The organism is Methanoregula sp. (assembly GCF_049690535.1).
Lineage (GTDB): Archaea > Halobacteriota > Methanomicrobia > Methanomicrobiales > Methanospirillaceae > Methanoregula.
On sequence record NZ_JBAVMX010000095.1, the window covers coordinates 1 to 7,881 of the forward strand.

Here is a 7,881-nt window from a genome sequence, read left to right on the forward strand (position 1 = left end):
CGGAGGAACTGCCCGAGATCGCCCGGGTGTGGAACGACCTGGTGTACCCTGACGATCTTCCCCGGACCCAGGCAGCACTGGATGCCTATCTTGGAGGGCGTACGGAGATCTTCTCGATCGAACAGCGCCTGATAACCAAAACCGGGGAGCCAAAATGGATTTTAACCCGGGGAAAGGCCTCTGCCCGTAACAATGAGGGCAGGGTACTACGGATGACCGGGACGCATTCGGATATCACGGAACGGAAAAAAGCCGAGAATGACCTGCGGGCTGCAAACGAGCATCTCATCTCACTGGAAGAGGAACTCCGGGCGCAATACGATGCGCTTGCAGAAAACCAGAACGCGCTGACGATATCTGAAGAAAAATACCGCACACTGGTAGAGACCTCCTTCGACGGTATCGTGATCCACCAGAACGGAATCATTGTTTACGCAAACGCAACGGCAGTCAGGCTCCTTGGCGCCGGCTCAGCGGATGAGTTCCTGGGAAAACCTGCCCTCTCGTTCGTGCATCCTGACTGCCACAGGGTGGTAATGGAACGGATTGCATCTGCCATGAAGGGAGATCCGCAGCAGATTATTCATGAGAAATTCCTCCGGACCGATGGCAACGTCATCGATGTTGACGTGGTAGCAATCCCCTTTATCTGGAAGAATGCGGCAGCAGTGCATGTTGTCTTCCGGGACATCACAGAGCGCAAAAAGGTGGAGGATGCACTCCGGCAGAGCGAAGAGGAAAATCGCTGGTTTGCTGCCATTGTCGAATCATCTGATGATGCCATCATCGGAAAAACCCTTGATGGCATCATCACCAGCTGGAATGCAGGTGCAGAAAAGATCTACGGGTATCCGGCCCGGGAAGTTATCGGAAAATCAATAGCCCTGCTGATTCCCCCGGGACGTGAAAACGAACTCCCTCAACTCTTGGAAAAGATCCGGCGGAGGGAACATATCAGTCACTACGAAACGATCCGTATCCGTAAGGATGCAAAAGTAATTCAGATATCCCTTACGATTTCGCCCATACTCGACACGGAAGGCCGTATAGCCGGAGCTTCTACGATCGCACGGGATATCACCGAACAGAGGCTGGCAGAAGAGCAGCTCAGGCAGAACCAGCGGCTGCTCGCATCAGCGATGGATCTCGCGCACATGGTGAGCTGGGAGTACGATGTTGCCACCGGCCTGTTCACGTTTGACGACCGGTTTTTTGCGTTTTACGGTACCATCGCAGAACGGGAAGGCGGTCACCAGATATCGGGAGAATCATATGCCCGCGAATTTGTGTACCCCGATGATATTCCCGCCGTCGCCCGGGAAATCCAGAAGGTCACATCAATAACAGACCCCAACGTCACCACGCAGATGGAACACCGGATCGTCCGTCGCGACGGGGCGGTCCGTACCATTATCGTGCGGTACGCCCCCATCATCGGGGCTGACGGAAGGGTCACAAAGACATACGGCGCCAACCAGGACATCACTGAGCTCAAGCAAGCCGAAGAAGCGCTCCGGGAGAGCGAGAAGCGTTACCGCGATATGTTCGAGTTCAACAATGCCGTTATGTTCCTTGTCGATCCAAAGAGCGGCAAAATTGTGGATGCAAATACCGCGGCCTGTCATTATTATGGTTACAGCCGGGAGGAATTTACCGGGCTGGATATCTCTTTGATCAACGTTCAGGAGCGGGTCCATACCCTGCAGGATATGGCCCGGTCTGACGGCAGCCCGGGGGCAGTGTTCCACTTCCAGCACCGGAAAAAGAACGGAGAGATCCGGGATGTTGAGGTGTTCAGCGGCCCCATCACAATCGCGGGACGCCAGATCCTGCACTCTATTATCCAGGACGTCACCGAACGTAAAAAGGCCGAAGATGTGCTCCGTGAGAGCGAGGCGCGTTACCGGAATCTCTTTACCAACTTGCTGGAGGGATTTGCCTATTGCCGGATGATCTATGATAACGCAGGACAGCCTTCAGACTTCATCTACCTTGATGTCAATCCCTCGTTTGACCGGATTATCGGTACTAAAACCGTTATTGGTAAACGGGTCACCGAAGTATTCCCCGGCATCAGGGAAGCTTTTCCGGAACTGTTTGAAACATATGGCAGGGTGGCAAAAACCGGTTCGCCGGCATCCTTTGATCTCGATTTTTCACCGGTTGGCAAATGGCTGCATATATCCGTTTACTCCCCGGCAAAAGATCACTTTGTCGCCGTGTTTGAAGATATCACCGCCCGCAGGCTGGCAAATGAACAGCTCAAAAAGGCCGAAGCGAAATACAGGCATATCTTTGAGACGGCTCTTGAAGGTATTTACCAGATTACTCCCAAGGGAAAACTCCTGACCGCCAACCCTGCGATGGCCCATATTCTGGGGTACAACTCTGCAGAGGAACTGACTACCCTGGTCACGGACACGGCCCGGCAGCTGTGGGTGCACCAGGAACAACGCAAAGAATACCTCCGGCAGCTCAGGGAGCACGACGTTGTCCGGGATTTTGAATGCGAGTATTATCGCAAGGACAAAAGCCAGACCTGGGTATCCCTGACCACCCATACCGTACGTGGACCCGGCGGGAATGTTCTCCTTTCCGAGGGAATCCTGACCGATATCACCCGGCGCAAGACTGTCGAATCCGAACTTATCGGGAGGGAGGCGGAATACCGCACGATCCTCCGGACGGCAATGGACGGGTTCTGTATTATCAGCAAGGAGGGGCGGTTCCTTGATGTCAACGACGCATTCTGCCAGATGACCGGATACCCCCTGGAGGAGCTGCTCACCCGGTCCCTTGCCGACATCGAGGCAAAAGAGACTTCCGATGAGATCACACGGCATTCCCGGGAGATCCTCTCCAAAGGCGCAGACCGGTTCGAGACCCGCTATCGCCGGAAAGATGGTAGTGTCATCGATGCCGAAGTCAGTGTTGTCGTTACTGACCGGCACGGCGGCCAGTTTGTCACCTTCCACCATGATATCACGGAACGGAAACGTGCCCAGAAAGACCTGGAAAACGCCCGCAGCGACTTGGAGCAGAAAGTCCTTTCCCGGACCCGGGAACTCAAAGAAGTCAACGAATCGCTTCTCGCGGAGATTGCGCTCCGGAATAAGGCCGAGAACGAGATTGTTGCATCCCTCAAGGAAAAAGAGATGCTCCTCAAAGAGATCCATCACCGGGTCAAGAACAACATGCAGGTGGTATCAAGCCTCCTCTTTATGCAGGCACGGGCGCAGAAGGATGAAAAAGTAAAAGAAATTTTAAAAGAAAGCCAGGACCGGATAAAATCGATCGCTCTGGTACATGAAAAACTCTACCAGTCCAAGGATTTCGACCAGATCGATTATGCAGATTATTTAAGAAAAATTACCGATCACCTCTTCGAATCATACCAGGTTGATCAGAGAATAATCACCCTGCACCTGAACGCCGAGAAAGCAGTGCTGCATATCGATAAGGCGGTCCCCTGCAGCTTGATCATCAACGAGATGATCTCAAATTCCTTAAAACACGCATTCCCCGGGGGAAGAAAAGGGGTGATCACGATTGACTTCAAAAAGAGCGGGGATAAGTACATCGTAACCTACAGTGATGATGGTATCGGAATACCTGACAGCGTGATCTTTGACCGGACCGAGTCCCTCGGGATGCAGCTGATCAGGGGCCTGACAAAACAGATCAACGGGTCGATTGAGCTGGACAAAGCGTCCGGGACGAAATATACAGTCACATTTCCCGTGTGAGAAGGGTAGAGATTATGAGCAAAGGAACAATTCTGGTGGTTGAGGACGAATTTGTCACCGGGTCAGAGATCCAGGCACGCCTCGAAGAGATGGGATTCGACGTGCCTGCGGTTGTGGACACCGGCGAAGATGCAGTGCAGAAGGCCGGCGAACTGAATCCCGATATTGTCGTGATGGATATCACGCTCAAGGGTGCAATGACCGGGATCGAAGCAGCGGACCAGATCCGGGCCCGGTACGGTACGCCGGTCGTCTACCTGACGGCCCATTCTGACGATGCGACCGTGAACAAAGCAATGCATTCCGAACCGTTCGGGTACCTGATTAAACCCCTGGATGAACGGGCGCTGCGGACCACCATCCAGATGGCGCTGTATAAGCACATCATAGATGAGAAGCTGCGCCAGAGCGAAGTGACCATCCGCGGCCTCCTGGACGCAACAAAGGATGAAGTTGTGCTCGTGGACAGCGGAGAGGGGAAGATCCTTGCGTGCAACGAGGCGTTTGCCCGGAGTGCCGGCAGACCTGCCGCTGATCTTACCGGCATCGTGGTCTATACGCTGATCGAGACCGGGGGAATTTCGATGAAAACCGCAGATGCAATGCAGAAAATGGATGCAGCCGTGCCGGTCTCGTTTGAAGAAGAGGTACATGGCCGCTGGTTTGATACAACGTTATATGCCATGCAGGACAGCCGGACTTCCCGGGGTCAGGTTGCTATCTTCCGCCATGAGATCACCACCCTCAAGCGTGCAGAAGGCGAACTTGCAGCTGCAAACAAGGAGCTTGTACAGGAGAAAGAACGGCTGGCCCTGTACGCCTCTGCGCTTGATCATATGAGCGATTGTGCGGTCATCACCGATGCGATGGGGAACATCGTGTACGTGAACGATACATTCGAGAAGAAGTTCGCGCTCCCCCGGGACAGCGTGAAGGGGAAGCATTTCAGCGAGCTTGCTCATGCCGAGAACCGGTACCCCCTCTCAAAAGACGAGTTCCTCCATTACCAGGATGCCGGCAATATCGCTGTCTTTGTGGCAAAGAATGCCTACGGGGTCAAAATGCCCATGACCCTCAAAAGTTCGCCCATTTTCATCGAGAACAACCGGCCGCGTAACTTCGTCTTCGTCCTCAGAGATAAGATGGGATAATTCTCTTTTTAAAAAATAATCATTCAGCATAATGTTGATGACCCCCGCACCAGAATGACCATTTATCATGTGCGGCCGGTACTCGCTTGCCTGTATCGATGACCCCTGCGGGAGGGTCCGGGTGATCGACCCGATGATCAGATTCCGGTCGCATTTCAACATCGCACCGGGCAGCACGAACCCGGTGATCGTGGAGCACAAGCGGGCACATCGGTGACAAAAAAATGAACGTAAAAGAGAAGACCTGGCCCAACCGGGAGCAGAGGGTCAACAGTATTAACTCCGTTTTAAATCAGCATCAGGTTTAACCAATCTCTCGTTTCATGTGGGTATATGCTTGCGGAGTTCTGCGAAGAAAACCATTGCGATCAATACGCCCCTTCCAGGGACGGGTCTTTTGCAAAGTGTCTCATGATGCAGAGAGAATTGTCCCGGGTTTGTTATTGCCCTCTCGGGAATGAGAAAATTGGTTCCCCGAGTGCAAAAAAATGAGGGGCTCCCAGTGTCTGCAAACAGGGTCCGCGGGTTTTCGGACCGGGTTTGTGTAACTATTCCGCCAGTCCTCATCCCGCGTGTCGACGTCTTTAGAGAGAAATCCATTCTCCCCTTCATGTGTGAATGTAACCCGCGTGAATAGTTACAAAAAATGATTGAGTCCCTGACCGCAGATGCACCAGAACCGGCACTTACGAACCGACCAGGATCGGGGTCTGTACCTCAGATGCTATTTCCCGCATGGGATGAAGTACCGCGGGGGCGTGATGCGAAGATTCTTTGGGCGGTTCCCGCACGGTGTGTTCGGAATGTCCGGATAAGATATGATTCTGCTGTGTAAGTGTTGCAAGGATCTGCCGGTTGACTTCGAGGTTTTCCTTCGTGAGCGCGGAGATAACACCCATGATCTTTGTCTGCTCTGCGATCAGGGTAGCAATCCCGTGCGCGGATTTTGTAACGGCGTCTGCCGCAGGAAGTGTCAGCGGTCGTTTCTTTGCAAATTCACTCCTGCGTTTCCAGATCTTTGAGATACTGTCGAGACCTTTTTTTGTATCGGGGAACGCCGTCAGGTATCTCTCATAAAATTCGCGGCTGTCCCTGCATTGGAGGACAAGGTCGATCTCCGCTTCTTCGACCACCTGGTATTTGCGAACCGGGGATTTTTGCATACGAATACCTTCCTGAATCTACCATACGCACTGAGAGAGATAAAGGACCGGCCATGCAGGGGGTGAAAGTGACCGGACGCCGGCATGCTACCATGATCCTATGTGAGGGATTTAGACCCGGATGGTTTCACTGATTCGAAACCGTATCTTGTTTCCGGCAATCTGCCAGATAGCCTGCCTGGACATACATCCTCAGGACATCGGACCGTGTAAGAAAACCAGCCAGCATATCCGGTGTTTCCCTCCGGACAACCGGCAGGTGATCGAAGTTTTGCCCGACAATGATCGCGAGGGCATCTTCAAGAGTATCGTCCGGATGGACGACAAATGGCCTGAAGGTCATGATCTCGCGTATGGTCGGGCACGTTTTGTCTGCTACGCGGAGAGCGCTCACGTCCCGGTTCGTCACGATCCCCACAAGCCGGCCGTTTTCGACAATGGGAAAACCGGTATGCCCGGTCTTTGCCATGAGATCGATGACTTTTGCCGGTTCATCCGAGGGGGAGAGCGTAATGACTGCCTCCCCCGGGATCATGGCATCCCGGACCAATATCCCTTCGAGAGTTTCCCGGTCGTATTCCCCGCGATGGGCGCCGGACTGCGCTTTGGTCGGCACCTGGTCATGGAAGATTGTCTTTTCCCCGGTGAGCAGGTTGGAAACTGCGACTGCGGCCATTGCCGGTATCAGGATTGTAATGCTCCCAACCATCTCGACAACCATGATCAGCACCGCGATGGGCGCATTTGCAACCGCCCCAAAGAGGGAGATCATGCCGACAACAATAAACACGGGGATCGTTTCCAGAGGTACATATGCTGGGAAAAACAGGTGCAGAATGATACCAAGCGCCGCCCCAACGGATGCACCGATAGTAAGCCCCGGGCCAAACACACCACCGCTTCCTCCTGAGCCGAGGGTAAGGGACGTTGCGAGGATCTTGACAAACGGCAGCAGCAGGAGCACGGCGAGCGGGAGCAGGGAATACAACATAAGCTGGTCAAAACCGTAACCGGAACCAAGAGCGGAAAGGCCGAGCATTTCTGCATCGGGGGACATGAGGGCAAGGCAGACGACCATGAGGCCGAGGATAAGCGCTCCCGAAACCGGTTTTAAGTACAGCGGGAGATTATGCCGTTTGAATACAGCAGCAAACCAGTTGCGGCTCCCGTAAAAGAGAAAGATATAGAGGAGCCCGAACGCCGCACACAGAACCCCGAGCAGGAGGAAGAAGGGTATCTGCACGACCGTCCACGAGATCGGACCGAGCGAAAAGATGGGTGCGTAGCCTTCGAAAAACCCGAAGATCGCATAACCGATCACCGATGCAAGAAATGCCGGGATAATGGCGTCGGATTCGAAGTCTCGGGTGTAGAGGACTTCTGCTGCAAGCACTGCCCCGCCAAGCGGTGCCTTGAATATGGTCCCGATCCCTGCTCCTATGCCGGTGGTAAGCGCAATTCTTCTCTCTTTTGGGGAGAGTCCCAGCATATCTGCAACAACGGATCCAAAACCCGCCGAGATCTGGGCCGCAGGGCCTTCCCTCCCGGCACTTCCTCCGGTTGAGATGGTGAGAATTGCCGTGACGGCTTTTAAAACCGGGACCCTTTTACGTATCCTGCCGGTTCCATGGAATGCTTTGATGGCTGCGTCTGTACCATGACCTTCGGTTTCCGGAGCAAACCGGGTGATGAGGATGCCGGTCAGGAGACTCCCGAACAGGAGGATCGGGATCAGGAGGAAGAGCGAATGGGGCTCCGACCACTGGCTGATCACGGCAACGCTCTGGCCTTCCTGCGGGTAAACATACTGCAGGATATACC

The 7,881-nt window shown here is 53.9% G+C and carries 5 protein-coding genes; 3 read left to right on the forward strand and 2 right to left on the reverse strand.

All coding sequences use genetic code 11. The features are described from left to right. The 3 genes from WCE46_RS07110 to WCE46_RS07120 form a co-directional block, all read left to right on the forward strand. Positions 1 to 3,746, forward strand: a 3,746-nt coding sequence (locus tag WCE46_RS07110; RefSeq protein WP_424733007.1) for a PAS domain S-box protein, incomplete at its 5' end; no start/stop codon positions are given. Between the two features lie 14 nt (positions 3,747 to 3,760). Next, a complete protein-coding gene (locus WCE46_RS07115) occupies positions 3,761 to 4,897 on the forward strand; it encodes a response regulator (RefSeq protein WP_424733008.1) in 1,137 nt (378 codons plus the stop codon). Positions 4,898 to 4,964: 67 nt separating this feature from the next. Then, positions 4,965 to 5,114 (forward strand): hypothetical protein, encoded by a 150-nt coding sequence (locus WCE46_RS07120; protein ID WP_424733009.1) that lies wholly within the window; start codon positions 4,965 to 4,967, stop codon positions 5,112 to 5,114. Positions 5,115 to 5,583: 469 nt separating this feature from the next. Here WCE46_RS07120 and WCE46_RS07125 read toward each other — a convergent pair whose 3' ends face one another. Both WCE46_RS07125 and WCE46_RS07130 read right to left on the reverse strand, forming a co-directional pair. After that, a complete protein-coding gene (locus WCE46_RS07125; protein ID WP_424733010.1) occupies positions 5,584 to 6,060 on the reverse strand; it encodes a hypothetical protein in 477 nt (158 codons plus the stop codon). A 127-nt stretch (positions 6,061 to 6,187) separates the two neighbouring features. After that, positions 6,188 to 7,881, reverse strand: a 1,694-nt coding sequence (locus tag WCE46_RS07130) for a chloride channel protein (protein WP_424733011.1), incomplete at its 5' end; no start/stop codon positions are given.

Coding starts and splice junctions, on each gene's coding strand:
- WCE46_RS07115 (WP_424733008.1), top strand. CDS start 3,761: ATGAGCAAAGGAACAATTCTGGTGGTTGAGGACGAATTTGTCACCGGG.
- WCE46_RS07120 (WP_424733009.1), top strand. CDS start 4,965: ATGTGCGGCCGGTACTCGCTTGCCTGTATCGATGACCCCTGCGGGAGG.
- WCE46_RS07125 (WP_424733010.1), bottom strand. CDS start 6,060: ATGCAAAAATCCCCGGTTCGCAAATACCAGGTGGTCGAAGAAGCGGAG.